We start from the raw sequence: 15,356 nt of genomic DNA, 5'->3' as shown, positions 1-15,356 counted from the left end.
TGACCATTTTCTGACTTGTCTCGGACCCGGTTGGAGGAAGCCGCGATGCAGAGTGACAGCCGTCAAGCCCATTGGGAGGGCGTCTACACCAAAAAGGGCGAGAACGAAGTAAGTTGGTTTCAGGAGTATCCCGCTCCTTCGCTTGAGTTGATTGAGCATATCGGCGCGACGCCTGCTTCGGCCATCATCGATGTGGGTGGGGGCGCTTCGCGTCTGGTGGACAATCTCGTTGATCGGGGGTTCGGCGACGTAACCGTTCTCGACCTATCCGGGGCTGCGCTTGAGACAGCTAAAGTCCGCCTTGGAGCCCGTGCTGCGCGGGTTCATTGGATTGTCGCGGACGTCACAGTATGGGAGCCGCCAAAGGCATACGATATTTGGCATGATCGAGCGGCGTTCCACTTCCTGACCGACGACCGCGACCGCGCTGCATATGTCGGGCGCCTTGAGCGAGCCTTGAAAGTAGGAGGGTACGCTATCATCGCGACTTTCGCGCTCGATGGGCCAGAACGATGCAGCGGCCTACCCGTACAACGGTACGATCCTGCGGGTCTTGGCCAGACCCTCGGTCGTGCTTTTCAGCTTACTGATACGCGTCGGCATGCTCACGCGACGCCTTGGGGGGCTGAGCAATCGTTTCAATTCAGTCTGTTCCGCCGTCGCTAGGCTGTTGCGTGTAGTCGGACAGCGCGGGCCCCTGAGGTGGCCGCCTCTTCAGCGGCCCTCGAAGGGCGACGGCCCAGCTGCATCGTGGCCGTTCATCCTTCGAGGCTCGCCCAGCGGTGCTCTGCACCGCTGGCCTCGCACCTCAGGATGACGGGATGGAGAGCGGCGCCTGGCACGCCGCTCAAATCGAAGCGGATTTGACCGAGCAATCATAAGTTTCAATGTAAATAACTAACAACCCAAGCTCGGCCGTCATCCTGAGGTGCGAGCCGTGTGGCGCGCAGCACCGCGCGGCGAGCCTCGAAGGATGATGTTGTGGGCGTCTATGTCTACATGCTGAAGTGCGCGGACGGCTCCTTCTATATCGGAAGCGCCACCGGCGAAGACGTGTCCAAGCGAGTCGGCGAGCACAATGCCGGAGCTTATCCGGGATACACTTTTTCGCGGCGACCGGTCGTCCTGGTGTGGTCCGAGTATTTCGATCGGATCACCGATGGCATCGCTGCCGAGCGGCAACTCAAGGGCTGGAGCCGGGCAAAGAAGGAAGCTCTTGTTCGCTCGGATTGGAAATCGGTGAGCCAGTTTGCGCGACGGCGCGCGGGAGCGCCTAGACCGAAGAAGTAAGGGGCAATGGGGTGCTGGGGCTGCTCATCCTTCGAGGCTCCCCACACGGCGCGCTGCGCCGCGTGGCTCGCACCTCAGGATGACGGAGATAGATCGGCAAAATAAAAACAGGGCCCATACGGCCCCGCCAAAGTCCGTAGCGTATCCCGCGATCTTACTGGATTTTGGATTCGCGGAATTCGACGTGCTTGCGCAGCAGCCGGCCGGCGAGGTTCGGCTACCAGCGGCAAGCGTGGGCCGACATCAGGGCCCAAGTTCAACTGGGACAGCGAGCCGGCGGGAGGTACGGACTAAAGCGCAATGAGATGAGGATGAATCATCATCGCGCTTTAGGCTATTGTTTGAGCATGATCTTTTCGGAAAACCGCTGCGCACTTTTCCGGATCATGCTTTAGCGCGGGCGTTTTGGCCGCTTGAGTTCGGCGACCTGAAACTTGTTGCCGGCGGACAGGCTGCTGCAAATCCAGTAGGCTCTATTTCGGTAGTCGCCCAAGAACACCTTCGTCTCGACGCAATCCACGTAGGATTTGTAGGTGAGGTTGTCTCTGCATGTTGGCGAGAAAGGTGCATTTGTTTGTCCGCCCCCTGACTCGCTGCATCCAACCCAAGGATCTTTGCCGTGTGGGAGGCTTGATTCACAGCCACCGTTGCAATTGCTGGCGACTTTCTCCAGCCTGCCAATCCTCCCTAATACTGAATCTGGTGCAGGCGAATGCGTCCGTGTGGCTGACGACGACGTTTGAGCGGTTGACGCAGTCCGGCGCGATGCCGTTGTGTTTGCCGCGCGCTCCGCCCGATGTGGCCTTGCCGCCTGCTTCGGCGCGTCGACTGTGACGGGGGGAAGCGGGGCGGCGGAGCCTGGTGTGATTTGTGACGCTGCCGGGCCGCACAGCAAGGCAGTTGACAAGACAGCGACGGCTGAGGGCACGACAAAGCTTGGCGTCAATCTCATGACCATGTCCTTCCCAAATCCGGGACGGAAATGCCGTTCCGGTAAGTGCACGGTACCATACATTCCGAATTGAGCAACCGAGGGTTGAAACGATATCTGCCAATGACTCGCCATCGATATGGCGGCCAAGAGAACGCCGACCGCGCGCTTAAAGCCGTCGCGATGTCTGCTTCTGTGCCCCAAGGCTGACATCGAGCCATTTGGCTTCATCGTCGTCTTCTGCGCGCATAGTGGGCGCGACAATTCTACGAGCACGCCTGGCTCAGCTCTCGTGCCCCGGACGTAGCGCAGCGTCACTTCGACGGTGCGCTGCAGAGCCGGGGCCCATGTCTCCGTATTCGTACTGTGTTGCATCCTGGGTCCCGGCTCTGCGGCGCAGCGTTGCACGCTGCACCGCGTCCGGGACACGAAAGGGGGCAAAATAAAAACGGGGCCGTGAGGCCCCGTCAAAGTCCTTCAACGTCCCGCTCGGTGGAAGTCGCCTTCTGACCCTTTGCACAAGTCGGTGATCCGCGCGTTCGCGCCTCAGGTATTCTCTGCCGCATGAATGCGCTATTCGTATCGATCCAAGGGATCAGCACATGAAAGAAGCCATTATCCGTCGCGCAACAGAACACGATCTGCCCGAGGTCCTGAATCTTTACCGACATCTTCATCCGCACGAAGCTCAACTGGCGCCAGCTATTGCTGCGCGCGTCTGGTCCAATTTGCTTACATCGAGCTTCATGACTGTGATCGTGGCGCAAGCAGCTGAGCAGCTTCTATCTTCGTGTACGCTCGCAATTGTGCCTAATCTGTCTCGGGGCGGTAGATCATATGGGGTGATCGAGAATGTAGTCACGCACGCCGATCATCGTAGACTAGGGCTCGGGCGACGGGTTCTTGCTCATGCGCTCGATCTTGCATCGCAGGCCGATTGCTACAAAGTCCACTTGGCGACGGGTTCGAAGCGTGAGACCACCCTACGCTTCTACGAAGAAGCAGGGTTTGAACGAGGAAGCAAAACGTACTTCGAAGTACGGCGGTAGGTGGCCTCAATTGGCGGTCCGACCGCTGTTCGCAGCCATGTCCGTTGTTGTGCAGGTTTTCGGATGCCGGCATGCCGAGACCATCCCCACGCTCGGACAGCCGGCGCCCGAAAAGCGCCAAGGCACGAAATCGCGGGATGTGGGGCACCGACTGTGCAGCGGGTGCTATGGGGATTTGGCTTCGGCGTGAGTGTTGCGGAAGTTGAGCTGATGGTGGCGATCGGATCGCTTTAGCTCGAATCTTGGGCGTGCGTGCTGGCGCGAGCGAGCGGATCGCAGGTTGCTCGACAGGATTTGCGGCGCGATCACGGGCCAGTCTTGCTGATCGGCGCAAGTGGATGTGCTGCCGGGCGAGAGCCGGCCAAAATGGTGCGCTTCGGTGCGGTGCTGGATCAGCGATGACAGCATCATGAGGTGTCGATCCTGATCGCGGCCGGCGTGGGCGTGGGTCGGTGCTTTGGCTCGCTGCCGCGCGCGAAGGTCTCGATGACGAACATGCGTCCGCCGCAGCAGGGGCACGGTCGTGGCAGCATGCGGGGTTCGTCGGCCGCTGGGGCCTCTGAGGCATTTTGCTGTTCGGAGCGGATCGGCACGGCGAGCAGTTCGCGCGCCCGCGCGATGTTGGCGGCGCGGCTGCCACTGGCCAGCAGTCCGTAGTGCCGGATGCGGTGGAAGCCCCCGGGCAGCACGTGCATCAGGAAGCGTCGGATGAACTCGCGGGTCGACAGCGTCATGGTCTGATAGCGGCCAGGCCCCTCGATCCGGTAATTCTTCCACCGCTCATAGGTTACCGCACCCTCGGCTAAGCCCCCCGCTTCAGCGGGCTATCGCGCAGCGATTTAGTGGTGTGCTGGGCATGTTCAGTAACTTGGAGGTGAAAGTCCTCTACCCAACCTGATGGAGGTGAAGGGTTAGTGACAACGCAAGGGCTATCGCCGCGAGGCGAGGTCTGAAGGAAGCGTAGAGCAAACGTGCGAGTCGATGGACAAGAACCGGATACAAGGCGCGAGCGTCGGACGAGCGGGCCACTTACCGCGAAGTCCATATCCATCAAGGATGCGAAGCGTAGATCCGGCGACCTGTGCACGGAAAGTAACTGAACTTACCCCAGGAGATCTGCTCTGTGTCGCTTCGGCGACTGAGAATGCCGCGAGGCATCCTGACCGCGGGGCAGAAGTCAGCAGAGGGCGTATTAGGTCATGTCGTCGGCAAGGCTAGTGAGGCACTCCGTCGCCGAAAGGTGGAGGCAACAGATAGGCTGAGCCGGGAACGATGGCTGAAGGCCCGAACGAGAGGAGAGGCAAGTAGGACATGAATCTCGAGAGCGACAAGCGGCTGAACATCCAGTTGAGACTGGACTTCTCATCGGCGCCGACGGGTGAAGCCCGGCAGGCGGGAGGGGGAGACATCGAATCGCTCTCGGTGGCGAATGAGCCCGAACGCCCAGCCGACACGCGTCGGATCATGGAGGAGGTATGTGAGCGAAAGAACCTGAAGGAAGCATTGCGGCAAGTGAGGAGCAACAAGGGCAGCGCCGGCGTCGATGGGATGACCGTTGATAAACTCGGTGACTACCTGAAGCAGCACTGGCCGGTCATTCGGGAGCAATTGCTGAACAGGACCTACGAACCGAAACCGGTGAGACGGGTGGAAATCCCGAAGCCGGATGGCGGAGGGATGCGAAAGCTTGGCATCCCAACCGTGCTGGACCGCTTTGTCCAGCAAGCGGTGATGCAGGTTCTGCAGCGGCAATGGAATCCGACGTTCTCCCAATACAGCTATGGGTTCCGACCGCGTCGGTCGGCTCATCACGCCGTGGCTCAAGCGCAGCAGTACATCGCGCAAGGCTACGGATGGGTGATCGATCTCGATTTGGAAAAGTTCTTTGATCGAGTCAATCACGACAAACTGATGGGCCAGATCGCCAAGCGCGTCGGGGACAAGCGGCTGTTGAAGCTCATCCGGGCATTCCTGAATGCCGGGGTGATGGAGAACGGACTGGTCAGCCCCAGCGTGGAAGGAACTCCGCAAGGAGGACCGCTTTCGCCACTGCTAAGTAACCTCGTACTCGACGAACTCGACCGCGAACTGGAGCACCGGGGACACCGCTTTGTCCGTTATGCGGACGACTGCAACATCTACGTTCGCAGCGAACGCGCGGGTCAGCGGGTGATGGAGAGCACACAAAAGCTCAAGCTCAAGGTGAATGAGGCGAAGAGTGCGGTGGCACGACCGCAGGAACGAAAGTTCCTCGGGTTCAGCTTCACGGCTGGTCCATGCATCAAGCGCACGATCGCGCCGAAATCGCTGGAACGGTTCAAGCAGCGAATCCGAGATACTACGCGAAGGGCCAAGGGCGTCAGCATCAAGACGACAATGGAGGAACTGGCCAAGTATATGCGGGGCTGGCGTGGCTATTTCGGCTTCTGCGAAACGCCCGAGGTGTTGATCGCCCTCACTCGTTGGGTCCGCTTGCGATTGCGGGCCGCTCTTTGGCGCCAATGGAAAACACCAGGACGTCGTCGAGCAGCACTCATCGCGCTGGGAGTCTCGGGGGAATTGCGCAACATGGCCGGTAGCGGCCGTGGACCCTGGCACCTCGCCCGGAGCAAAGCCCTCTCTGTTGGACTCTCCAATGCCCACTTCAAATCGCTCGGGTTCCTGTCCTTGATCGAAGCGCGTTAGCGTAACTTCTCGAACCGCCGTATACGGACCCGTACGTACGGTGGTGTGGGAGGGGTGGAGCCGCAAGGCTCCCCCCTATCCCGATCTATGGCCCGAGGCTGACATGGAGCCATTCGGCTTCATCGTCGTCTTCTGCGCGCATAGCGGACGCGACAATTCTACGAGCACGCCTGGCTCAGCTCTCGTGCCCCGGACGCAGCGCAGCGTCACTTCGACGGTGCGCTGCTGATCCGGGGCCAATGTCTCCGCATCGTACTGTGTTGCATTCATTCTGGGTCCCGGCTCTGCGGCCCAGCGTTGCACGCTGCACCGCGTCCGGGACACGAGGGGGGCAAAATAAAAACGGGGCCGTGAGGCCCCGCAAAAGTCTTCAACGTCCCGCGATCTTACTTGATCTTGGATTCGCGGAATTCGACGTGCTTGCGCGCGACCGGGTCGTACTTCTTCTTGACCAGCTTGTCGGTCATGGTGCGCGAATTCTTCTTGGCGACGTAGTAGAAGCCGGTGTCAGCGGAGGACACGAGCTTGACCTTGATGGTGACCGCTTTGGCCATGTTCAGGACCTCTGAAATGAAGGGAATCTGGAGCCGGCCAAACGGCCCGCGTTGGCCGGCAACCTAGCCAGAAACGGCTTGATGTCAAGGTTTTAGGGCCGCAAAACTACTCAAATCGGCCCAATCAGGCTTCAAAAAGAGCCGTAACAGACGCCTGGTCTATCGGTCACCATTGTACGGGTTTCCGTACAATGATATGTACAGTTGTCTGTACGGAAAGACCAGGACGAATTGCCATGGCAAACGTTTCTTACACGGAGCTACGGAGCAACCTCGCGGCCTACATGGACCAGGTCTGCGACGATCGCGCCCCGCTCGTTGTAACGCGCCAGAACGCCCGTAGCGTGGTGATGCTCTCGGAGGAAGAGTACGAGGGCCTTGTGGAGACGGTTCATCTTCTGAAGAGCCCGGCCAACGCCGCGCGCCTTCTGCGCTCCATCAAGGAAGCCGATGAAGGTAGGCTCGTCGAGCATGAATTGATTGAGCCCGGCTCGACTGGCTAGGCGACATGTTGATCGCTTGGACCGAGATTGCCTGGCAAGACTACCTTCAACGGCAAAAAGAGGACGAAAAAATCCTCACGGCCATCAACGATTTGATCAAGGACATCAAAAGAGACCCGTTTAGGGGGATCGGGAAACCGGAGCCCCTTAAACATGATTTGCGCGGTTGGTGGTCTCGCCGCGTTACGGGCGAACATCGGCTGGTGTACCGCCTTCAGGGCAAGGATGACGGGCAGCAGCTCGTCATCGCCCAATGTCGATATCACTACTGAAAACGTTTCATTGGTTCGGTCAGCTTGGGCGTCAAAAATATTACCCCTCGAAGAACCGGTTTTTCGGCCGCGGCAGGCCCAGATTCTCCCGCAACGTGGCGCCTTCATACTCTTTGCGGAAAATCCCGCGGCGCTGGAGCTCCGGGACCACCTTGTCGACGAAATCGTCGAGGCCTGCGGGGACGAACGGGAACATGATGTTGAAGCCGTCGGAGCCGCGCCCGACCAACCATTCCTCCATCTGGTCGGCGATGGTTTTTGCGGTGCCGACGAAGGCTAATCCGCCATAGCCGCCGACGCGCTGGGCGAGCTGGCGCACCGTGAGCTTGTCGCGAGCGGCAACATCGACCATGCGCTGCCGGCCGCTCTTGCTGGCATTGGTCTCGGGGATTTCGGGCAGCGGCCCGTCGGGATCGAAGCCGGAGGCATCCGTGCCGAGAATGACCGAGAGCGAGGCGATCGCGCTGTCGTAATGCACACGGCTGTCGAGTAAAGCGCGTTTCTCCTTGGCCTCGTCGACGCTGTCGCCGACCACGACAAACGCGCCGGGCAGGATCTTCAGGTGCTCGGGATCGCGGCCGACCTTCTCCATGCGGCCCTTGATGTCGGCATAAAGCTTCTGGCCGTCGGCGAGGCTGCCGCCGCCGGTGAACACGGCTTCCGCGGTCTCGGCCGCGAGCTGCCTGCCGTCTTCGGAGGCGCCGGCCTGCACGATCACCGGCCAGCCCTGCACGGGGCGGGCGATGTTGAGGGGACCGCGGACCTTGAGATATTTGCCGTTGTGATCGAGCACATGCATCTTGGACGGCTCGACGAACAGGCCTTCTTCGACATCGCGGACGAAGGCGTCGTCGGCGAAGGAGTCCCAGAGGCCCGTGACAACGTCATAGAACTCGCGGGCGCGCTTGTAGCGCTCGGCGTGCTCCATGTGGTCGTCGAGGCCGAAATTCAGCGCGGCGTCCGGATTCGAGGTGGTGACGATATTCCAGCCGGCACGCCCGCCGCTGAGATGGTCGAGCGAGGCAAAGCGCCGCGCCACGTGATAGGGCTCGTCGAACGTGGTCGAGCCCGTCGCGATCAGGCCGATCCGTTCGGTGACGGCCGAGAGCGCCGACAACAGCGTGAACGGCTCGAACGACGTCACCGTGTGGCTACGTTTGAGCGCACTGATCGGCATGTTCAGCACGGCGAGGTGATCGGCCATGAAGAAGGCGTCGAACTTGCCGGCCTCGAGCTTTTGGATCAGCTGCTTGATATGGCCGAAGTTGAAATTGGCGTCCGGCCAGGCCCCCGGATAGCGCCAGGCGCCGGTGTGGATGCTGATCGGGCGCATGAACGCGCCAAGCTTGAGTTGCCGTTGTGCCATTGCCCCGTGTCCGTTCTGGGTGTCGCTCGGAAAGACATAGGCATGAGTAGGAACTCCGCCATCCGCTGAGGCGGGAAGATTATTTTGTTTTTCGCGACGCTCTCAGCACAATCCCGTCATTCCGGGCTCGCGCCAAGAGGCGCGCCCCGGAATGACGATCAGCTCAAGATATCCTTGTGCATCTTGCCGCCGTAGAAATGGAAGAACGGCACCGGCGCATCGTGGCGGAGCGGACCGGTGGCAAGGCGCATGTCGAGCTCGTTGAGCACGTTGCGCGTCATCGGATGCAAATCGGCGAGCGGCTTTGAGCCGAGCTCGACCCAGACCAGCTCGACCAGCTCCGCGTCCGCATGGATCACGCCCTCGACGCGATGAGTGATCGCGGAGGCATCCGCCGTGAAGAAACGCGTGTCGAACCGCTTGACGCGGCCGGGCGGGGTGATGGCGCGCGCGATCAGGAACAGGCTGGACGGGTCAGGCAACAGGCCGGCCTCCGCAAACGGCGTCCAGGCGCCGTCGAGCTTGGGCGCCTTGCCTTCAGTTTTATCCTGCGCCTTGCGCCCGAGGCAGAGGCCGGTCTCCTCGCAGGCCTCGCGGATCGCGGCAATGGCCAGCGACTTCGCGCGCGAGGCCGGTGTCTTCGGGCTGCCCTTGGCGAGATTGGCTTCCAGCTCGGCGGTGATGGGTGCAGCACAGGGCACGCGGTAGTCGGCCTTGTCGACGCGCCCGCCGGGGAAGACGAACTTTCCGGGCATGAACACCACCTTATCGTGGCGCTTGCCGACCAGAACTTTCGGAACGGTGCCGCTGCGATCGACCAGGATCAGCGTCGCGGCATCCTTGGGCCGAAAGTAAGGGTGGTGGTCGGCTTCCTTGCCTTCGTGGACCTTTGCCTTCTCCGCCTGCGCGATATCCGTCATTTCCTCACCCAAACTGCTTTTGTCTATTTTGCCTACACCGGCGGAATACCATCCGGAGGATTGTCGTCAAAGCCGTGCATGCGCAGAGCCCATTGCAATCCGACCACGGCGCCCTTGACCGGCTGCAACAGCGCCAGCGAGGCGACGAAAGTGAAGGGCAAATAGGCGGCAAAGCTGAGCCAGATTGGCGTCGTGTAATTGGTCTCGATCCAGAGGATGCTCGGCACCACGATATGGCCGACGATGACGATCACGAGATAGGCGGGCAGGTCGTCGGCACGATGCGGCGTGAAGTCGAGACCGCAGACCGAGCAATTGTCAGCGGTCTTCAGGAAGGCGCGGAACAGCTTGCCTTTGCCGCAGCGCGGGCAGCGTCCGCCAAAGCCGCGCTTCATCGCAGCCCAGACGTCGCGCTTCTCAACGAGGCCGGTCTCGCGCGTCCAGATTTTTGGGACCGTGTTCATCGCTACCACGCCTTGCCCTTTTCGCCCTTGCTCTTCCCCTTCTTCGCTTTGCCGGATTTCTTCTGCTTCTCCGGCTTGCGCTTCTTCGGGCTGCGCCCGGGATGCGCCTTGAACGAGGGGCGGCGTTGCGGACCAGATTGCCGGCGGTTGCGCGGCGCGGTCTCGCCAGACGACGACAGCAGCTCGAAGCGCAGCGCACCTGCGATCGGTGCTGCTTCTATCAGACGGACGTCGACCACGTCACCCAGCTGATGCATGGTGCCGCTGCGCGTACCGACCAGGGCGTGGCGGCCCTCGTCATAGTTGAAATATTCCGTGCCGAGGGATCGGATCGGGATCAGTCCGTCGGCGCCGGTCTCGGCGAGCTTGACGAACAGGCCGGCGCGCGTGACGCCGGAGACGCGGCCCTGGAAGCTCGCGCCGATGCGGTCGGCGAGATGATGCGCGATCAGGCGGTCGACGGTTTCGCGCTCCGCCTTCATCGCGCGCCGCTCGGTCACCGAGATATGGGCCGCGACCTCGCCGAGACTTTCCGGCGTTTCGCTGTCGGGCAGCGCGCCTTCACCAAGGCCGAGCGCGCGGACCAGCGCGCGGTGCACGACCAAGTCAGCATAGCGGCGGATCGGGGAGGTGAAATGCGCGTAGCGGCGCAGGTTCAGGCCGAAATGACCGTAATTCTCGGCTGAATATTCGGCTTGCGCCTGGGCGCGCAGCACGACTTCGCTCACCAGCGGAAAATGGTCGTGGCCTTCGAGCTGCGCCAGCACGCGGTTGAACAAAGCGGGACGCAGCGTGCCGCCCTTCGCAAACGGCACGTCCAGCGTCTCCAAAAACTCCTGGAGCGCGTGGACCTTCTCCAGTGTCGGCTCGTCATGCACGCGGTAGATCAGCGGCAGCGACTTCTTCTCGAGCATTTCCGCCGCCGCGACATTGGCGAGGATCATGAACTCCTCGATCAGCTTGTGCGCATCCAGGCGCTCCGGCACGATGACACGATCGACCGTGCCGTCGCTCTTCAGCAGGATCTTGCGCTCGGGCAGATCGAGATTGAGCGGATCGCGCTCGTCGCGGGCGCGCTTGACGCAGGCATAGGCGGCATAAAGCGGCTTGAGAATCGGGTCGAGCAGGGGGCCGGTGGTGTCGTCCGGTCGGCCGTCGATCGCGGCTTGCGCCTGTGCATAGTTTAGCTTGGCCGCCGAGCGCATCAGGATGCGATGGAAGGTGTGCGAGCGCTTGCGCCCGTCCGGCCCGATCACCATCCGCACCGCGAGCGCGCCGCGCGGCTCGCCCGGCACCAGCGAGCAGAGATTGTTGGAGATGCGCTCCGGCAGCATCGGCACGACGCGGTCGGGGAAATAGACGGAATTGCCGCGGTCGAGCGCGTCGCGGTCGAGCGCGGTGCCCGGCTGGACGTAGAAGCTCACGTCCGCGATGGCGACATCGACGACGAAGCCGCCCTTGTTGTTCGGATCAGGATCGGGCTGCGCATGTACCGCGTCGTCGTGATCCTTGGCATCCGGCGGATCGATGGTGACGAGCGGCACGTCGCGCCAGTCCTCGCGCCCCTTCAGGTTCGCCGGCTCTGCCGCTTCGGCTTCACGCTCTGCCGCGGGGCGGAATTGCAGCGGGATGTCGTGAGAATAGATCGCGATCAGGCTGATCGCCTTCTCCGACTTGACCGAGCCGAGCTTCTCCTTGACGCGGCCGGAGGCGAGGCCAAAGCCGCGCGAGCGGACGATGTCGACGCTGACGAGGTCACCGTCCTGCGCGCCCTGCGTGTCGGTGGTGGCGATGTTCAGCTCGCGGTCGGCAGACTTCTTATCGACGGGCACGAGCCGTCCGCCGCCTTCGGGCAGGCTGCGGAAGACGCCGAGGATGCGGCTCTTGGCCTTGTCGAAGACCTTGATGATGTGGCCGCGATAGGCCGGACCTTCGGTCTCATCCGAGCGCTCGACGCGCAGCAGCGCACGATCGCCAACGCCGGCCGCGGTGCCAGGCCTCGGCCGGCGCGGCATTGCGATGAGGATTTTTGGCGGCTCGCCGCTTTCGACCTCGTCCCATTCGGTGGGGGAGGCCATCAGCTCGCCGTCAGCGTCGCGGCCGGTGATGTCGGCGACCAGCGTCGGCGGCAGGCTGTCGGGCTCTGAAATTGTGTGGCGCTTTTTCTTGACGACACCGTCGTCGGCGAGCTCGCGCAGCATGCGCTTGAGCTCGGCGCGATCGGCGTTCTTCAGGCCGAACTCGCGCGCGATCTCGCGGGTCCCGACCTTTCCGTGATTTGCCTTGATGAAGGCGACGATGGCGTTCCGGTCGGGAAAGCCATGGTCATGCTTGCGTTTCACTTAACCTCTAAGTCGTGCCGGCACTCTTCTTGGCCGGAGCTTTGGCGACGGAGGCCCTGGTCGGCGACGTCTTGGCCGTCGACGACACGGCTGCGCGCGCCTTGCTGGTGGATTCTGATTTGGTCTTGGCCGCGGCTTTCTTCGCGGCCGGTTTCTTGGTTTTCGGCGCGGCGTCCTCGCCATCGGCGGTTTTGGCCGTCTTCGCCTTCTTTGCCGTCTTCGTGGTCTTGGTGGTGCGCTTGGGCTTGCCGCCGCCCTTGGCTGCGCGTTCGTCGATCAGCGCGATCGCCTGCGCCAGCGTGATCGCATCCTTTTCGAACTCGGCGGGAATCGTGGCATTGACGCCGCCCGCGGTGACGTAGGGACCATAGCGGCCGCCCTTCACCGTGACAGTGCCGAGCGTCGGGTGATCGCCGATCGCCTTGCCCGGGTCGGCGCCGAAACGGCGACTCGGGCCCTTGGCAACCTTCTCGGCAATCAGCGTGACGGCGCGATTGAGGCCGATGTCAAAGACCTCGTCGCCGGCCTCTAAGCTGGCATAGGTTTTCTCGTGCTTCACGAACGGCCCGAAGCGGCCGAGGCCGGCCGTGATCGGCTGACCGGTCTCCGGATGCTTGCCGATCTCGCGCGGCAGCGACAGCAGTTTCAACGCTTGCTCAAGCTCGACATCGCCGGGCGAGGTGCCCTTCGGGATGCCGGCGCGCTTTGGCTTCTCGCCTTCCGCATAGTCCTTCTGCTCGCCGAGCTGAATGTACGGGCCGAAGCGGCCGGCCTTGACCCAGACGTCGAAGCTGGTGTCGGGATCCTGGCCGAGCGAGCGGTCGGCGCTGGCCTCGCCGTCGGCGGCGAGCTGACGAGTGTAGCGACATTCCGGATAGTTCGAGCAGCCGACGAAGGCGCCGAACTTGCCGGCCTTCAGATTGAGCCGGCCGTTGCCGCAGCTCGGACATTGCCGGATGTCACCGCCATCGGCGCGGGGCGGATAGATGTGCTGTCCGAGCATCTCGTCGAGCACGTCCAGCACCTGCGCGACGCGCAGATCCTTGATCTCGTCGACGGCGCCGATGAAGTCGCGCCAGAAATCCTTCAGCACCTGCTGCCAGGAGATCTCGTTGTTGGAGATGCGGTCGAGCTGCTCTTCCAGATTGGCGGTGAAGTCGTATTCGACATAGCGGCTGAAGAAGCTTTCGAGGAACGCGACCACGACGCGGCCCTTGTCCTCGCCGTGCAGGCGCTTCTTCTCGAGCTTGACGTAGCCGCGGTCCTTCAGGACCTGGAGGATCGAGGCATAGGTCGAGGGCCGGCCGATGCCGAGCTCTTCCATGCGCTTGACCAGCGACGCTTCCGAGAAACGCGGCGGCGGCTCGGTGAAGTGCTGGGTGACGGCGAGCGACTGCCGCTTCAGCGCGTCGCCCGAACTCATCGCCGGCAGGCGGCGGGAATCCTCGTCCTCCTCGTCGTCACGGCCTTCCTGGTAGAGCGCGAGGAAGCCGTCGAACTTGATGACCTGGCCGGTGGCGCGCAGCTCCAGCGTGCGGCCGCCGGCCTTCGCCGTGATGTCGGCCGTGGTGCGCTCGAGTTCGGCAGATTCCATCTGGCTGGCGATAGTGCGCTTCCAGATCAGTTCGTACAGCCTGGCCTGATCGATATCGAGCTTGCGGTTCATGCTGTCGGGACGGCGGGAAAGGTCCGTCGGGCGGATCGCCTCGTGCGCTTCCTGGGCGTTCTTGGCCTTGGCCTGGTACTGGCGCGGAGCCTCCGGCACGTAGGCGTTGCCGTAATCCTCGCCGATCACCTTGCGCGCCTGGGTGATTGCTTCGGGCGCGATCTGCACACCGTCGGTACGCATATAAGTAATGAGTCCGGTGGTCTCGCCGCCGATGTCGATGCCTTCATAAAGCCGCTGCGCGATGCGCATCGTGTGCGCCGGCGCAAAGCCGTATTTGCGGCTGGCTTCCTGCTGCAACGTCGAGGTGGTGAAGGGCGCCTGCGGATTGCGCCGGGCGGGTTTTGCATCGACCGTGGTCACCGCGTAAGCGGCCGTTTCGAGCGCCTTCTTGAAATCCTCGGCTTCCGCGCCGGTGCCGATATCGAGACGCTGGATCTTCTTGCCGTCGGCGCCGACGAGGCGCGCCTCGAACGCGTCGCCGCGCGGCGTCAGCAGGGTCGCGATCAGCGACCAGTATTCGCGCGCGACGAACTTCTCGATCTCGATCTCGCGATCGCAGACGAGCCGCAGCGCCACCGACTGCACGCGGCCGGCCGAGCGGGCGCCCGGCAGCTTCCGCCACAGCACGGGGGAGAGGGTGAAGCCGACCAGATAGTCCAGCGCCCGGCGCGCCATGTAGGCGTCGACCAGAGCGCCGTCGATCTGGCGCGGATGCTTCATGGCTTCGGAGACGGCCTGCTTGGTGATGGCGTTGAACACCACGCGCTCGATCTTGTGGTCTTTCAGCGCGCGCTTCTCTTTCAACACCTCCAGCACGTGCCAGGAGATGGCCTCGCCCTCGCGATCGGGGTCGGTCGCCAGAATCAGGCGGTCGGCGCCCTTCAGGGACTTGGCAATATCGTTGAGGCGGCCGGCCGCCTTGGGGTCGATCTCCCAGATCATCTTGAAATTAGCGTCGGGATCGACGGATCCGTTCTTTGCGGGCAAGTCGCGGACGTGGCCGAACGAGGCCAGAACCTCGTAGGACGAGCCCAAATACTTGTTGATCGTCTTGGCTTTCGCCGGCGACTCCACAATGACGATATTCATGCAGTTCCAGTAATTTACGGGGAAATCTTGGGCCGAATTCGAAAAGATTCGGGTCGGCCGTTTCGACCCGAACATGGGTGGTGAGGCCCCCGCTGTCAAATCGAGGGGTATTGAAAGGCCCCAGAATGGGAAAAGTTTCATATCGAGAAAGTTGCAAAATACCACCTTTGAGTTGCGATTGATGTCGGCGTAGAGTTTCCCCCGGGCATGGATTCGGATGGG

12 protein-coding genes and 1 pseudogene are annotated in these 15,356 nt (G+C 62.3%); 6 read left to right on the top strand and 7 right to left on the bottom strand.

Features of this window, described 5'->3' with window-relative positions; genetic code table 11:
* Positions 1–45: 45 nt before the first annotated feature.
* From IVB18_RS29125 to IVB18_RS29115, 3 genes are all read left to right on the top strand, one after another.
* The gene (locus IVB18_RS29125; RefSeq protein WP_247983831.1) at positions 46–666 is read left to right on the top strand and encodes a class I SAM-dependent methyltransferase; all 621 of its coding nucleotides are present in this window, start codon (positions 46–48) and stop codon (positions 664–666) included.
* Between the two features lie 315 nt (positions 667–981).
* The gene (locus IVB18_RS29120; RefSeq protein WP_247983830.1) at positions 982–1,290 is read left to right on the top strand and encodes a GIY-YIG nuclease family protein; all 309 of its coding nucleotides are present in this window, start codon (positions 982–984) and stop codon (positions 1,288–1,290) included.
* 1,533 nt (positions 1,291–2,823) lie between these two features.
* Positions 2,824–3,270, top strand: a complete 447-nt coding sequence (locus tag IVB18_RS29115) for a GNAT family N-acetyltransferase (RefSeq protein ID WP_247983829.1) — start codon at positions 2,824–2,826, stop codon at positions 3,268–3,270.
* Positions 3,271–3,677: 407 nt separating this feature from the next.
* On the opposite strand, the pseudogene IVB18_RS29110 reads toward IVB18_RS29115, so the two are convergent.
* Positions 3,678–4,061 (bottom strand): annotated as a pseudogene (locus IVB18_RS29110) (transposase); the annotation flags it as partial.
* A gap of 520 nt (positions 4,062–4,581) precedes the next feature.
* On the opposite strand from IVB18_RS29110, the gene ltrA reads away from it, so the two are divergent.
* Positions 4,582–5,955: a group II intron reverse transcriptase/maturase gene (gene ltrA / locus IVB18_RS29105; RefSeq protein WP_247983828.1), complete on the top strand. Its 1,374-nt coding sequence runs from the start codon at positions 4,582–4,584 to the stop codon at positions 5,953–5,955.
* 386 nt (positions 5,956–6,341) lie between these two features.
* On the opposite strand, the gene rpmG is transcribed toward ltrA, so the two are convergent.
* Positions 6,342–6,509 carry a 50S ribosomal protein L33 gene (rpmG, locus tag IVB18_RS29100; protein WP_045008041.1) on the bottom strand — a complete coding sequence of 56 codons (168 nt, stop codon included), beginning with the start codon at positions 6,507–6,509 and terminating at the stop codon, positions 6,342–6,344.
* A gap of 236 nt (positions 6,510–6,745) precedes the next feature.
* Between rpmG and IVB18_RS29095 the strand changes: the two genes are divergently transcribed.
* Complete coding sequence (locus IVB18_RS29095; RefSeq protein ID WP_247983827.1) at positions 6,746–7,012, top strand: type II toxin-antitoxin system prevent-host-death family antitoxin; 267 nt, start codon at positions 6,746–6,748, stop codon at positions 7,010–7,012.
* Between the two features lie 5 nt (positions 7,013–7,017).
* Positions 7,018–7,284 carry a Txe/YoeB family addiction module toxin gene (locus IVB18_RS29090; protein ID WP_247983826.1) on the top strand — a complete coding sequence of 89 codons (267 nt, stop codon included), beginning with the start codon at positions 7,018–7,020 and terminating at the stop codon, positions 7,282–7,284.
* Positions 7,285–7,324: 40 nt separating this feature from the next.
* Here IVB18_RS29090 and IVB18_RS29085 read toward each other — a convergent pair whose 3' ends face one another.
* The 5 genes from IVB18_RS29085 to topA form a co-directional block, all read right to left on the bottom strand.
* Positions 7,325–8,650 carry an LLM class flavin-dependent oxidoreductase gene (locus IVB18_RS29085; RefSeq protein WP_247983825.1) on the bottom strand — a complete coding sequence of 442 codons (1,326 nt, stop codon included), beginning with the start codon at positions 8,648–8,650 and terminating at the stop codon, positions 7,325–7,327.
* Between the two features lie 158 nt (positions 8,651–8,808).
* A complete protein-coding gene (locus IVB18_RS29080; protein ID WP_247983824.1) occupies positions 8,809–9,570 on the bottom strand; it encodes an NUDIX hydrolase in 762 nt (253 codons plus the stop codon).
* 32 nt (positions 9,571–9,602) lie between these two features.
* Entirely contained in the window at positions 9,603–10,034 is a 432-nt protein-coding gene (locus tag IVB18_RS29075) for a DUF983 domain-containing protein (RefSeq protein ID WP_247983823.1), read from the bottom strand.
* Between the two features lie 2 nt (positions 10,035–10,036).
* Entirely contained in the window at positions 10,037–12,376 is a 2,340-nt protein-coding gene (gene rnr, locus IVB18_RS29070; RefSeq protein WP_247983822.1) for a ribonuclease R, read from the bottom strand.
* A gap of 7 nt (positions 12,377–12,383) precedes the next feature.
* The gene (gene topA, locus IVB18_RS29065) at positions 12,384–15,134 is read right to left on the bottom strand and encodes a type I DNA topoisomerase (RefSeq protein ID WP_247983821.1); all 2,751 of its coding nucleotides are present in this window, start codon (positions 15,132–15,134) and stop codon (positions 12,384–12,386) included.
* Between the last annotated feature and the right edge of the window lie 222 nt (positions 15,135–15,356).

Origin of the sequence: Bradyrhizobium sp. 186, assembly GCF_023101685.1 — a bacterium.
GTDB lineage: Bacteria > Pseudomonadota > Alphaproteobacteria > Rhizobiales > Xanthobacteraceae > Bradyrhizobium.
Note: the sequence above shows the minus strand (reverse complement) of the source record. Positions and strands in the feature narration are given on the sequence as shown.

Excerpts from the sequence above, each read along its gene's own strand:
- IVB18_RS29125 (WP_247983831.1), top strand. The coding sequence starts at position 46 with ATGCAGAGTGACAGCCGTCAAGCCCATTGGGAGGGCGTCTACACCAAA.
- IVB18_RS29115 (WP_247983829.1), top strand. The coding sequence starts at position 2,824 with ATGAAAGAAGCCATTATCCGTCGCGCAACAGAACACGATCTGCCCGAG.
- ltrA (WP_247983828.1), top strand. The coding sequence starts at position 4,582 with ATGAATCTCGAGAGCGACAAGCGGCTGAACATCCAGTTGAGACTGGAC.
- rpmG (WP_045008041.1), bottom strand. The coding sequence starts at position 6,509 with ATGGCCAAAGCGGTCACCATCAAGGTCAAGCTCGTGTCCTCCGCTGAC.
- IVB18_RS29095 (WP_247983827.1), top strand. The coding sequence starts at position 6,746 with ATGGCAAACGTTTCTTACACGGAGCTACGGAGCAACCTCGCGGCCTAC.
- IVB18_RS29090 (WP_247983826.1), top strand. The coding sequence starts at position 7,018 with ATGTTGATCGCTTGGACCGAGATTGCCTGGCAAGACTACCTTCAACGG.
- IVB18_RS29085 (WP_247983825.1), bottom strand. The coding sequence starts at position 8,650 with ATGGCACAACGGCAACTCAAGCTTGGCGCGTTCATGCGCCCGATCAGC.
- IVB18_RS29080 (WP_247983824.1), bottom strand. The coding sequence starts at position 9,570 with ATGACGGATATCGCGCAGGCGGAGAAGGCAAAGGTCCACGAAGGCAAG.
- IVB18_RS29075 (WP_247983823.1), bottom strand. The coding sequence starts at position 10,034 with ATGAACACGGTCCCAAAAATCTGGACGCGCGAGACCGGCCTCGTTGAG.
- topA (WP_247983821.1), bottom strand. The coding sequence starts at position 15,134 with ATGAATATCGTCATTGTGGAGTCGCCGGCGAAAGCCAAGACGATCAAC.